This is a genomic window from Pseudomonas sp. 32_A (assembly GCF_017490905.1).
GTDB lineage: Bacteria > Pseudomonadota > Gammaproteobacteria > Pseudomonadales > Pseudomonadaceae > Aquipseudomonas > Aquipseudomonas inefficax.
In genome coordinates this window covers 1-436 of record NZ_JAFGYI010000378.1, presented here as the reverse complement: position 1 = coordinate 436, position 436 = coordinate 1, and the positions used below count along the sequence as shown (strand labels likewise).

General features: G+C 35.6%; 1 protein-coding gene. It reads right to left on the bottom strand.

Going from position 1 to position 436, the window contains the following annotated elements:
* Positions 1 to 436, bottom strand: a 436-nt coding sequence (locus J5M58_RS27150; protein ID WP_207880545.1) for a hypothetical protein, incomplete at both ends; no start/stop codon positions are given.

Below are 436 nucleotides of genomic sequence, written 5' to 3'. Positions count from 1 at the left end.
ACATGAAGATTATTGATGTGTTGCTGCTGTGTTCCTGTATCATTGTGTTGACACCATTTAAATATTGTGAAGTTGGCTCAAATTGTTTTGGACTTTCATTTGGCAATTCATTTGTGTTTAATTGAGAAGAACATCCCGAAAGACCCTCTTCAGAAGAAAGTGATTGAGTTAATGGTGATGTGATGTGATCCCAAATTACAACTTGTATTTTAGCTTCAATTCTTAACATCTGGAGCATTTGTTCCCATTGTTGGCTCAATGCATTTGTTTCTCTTGTTTTGGAATTTGAGCACATAAAAACACGAACTTTTGTTGTCTTTCTCCATGCTGCAACCATGTTTAACACACAAGCTAATTGCATGATGAAGAGCCAACAATTATCAATCGAATTAATTGAAGTCTCCGGTGAAAAAAAGTTCATTGGCCAGACATCAAT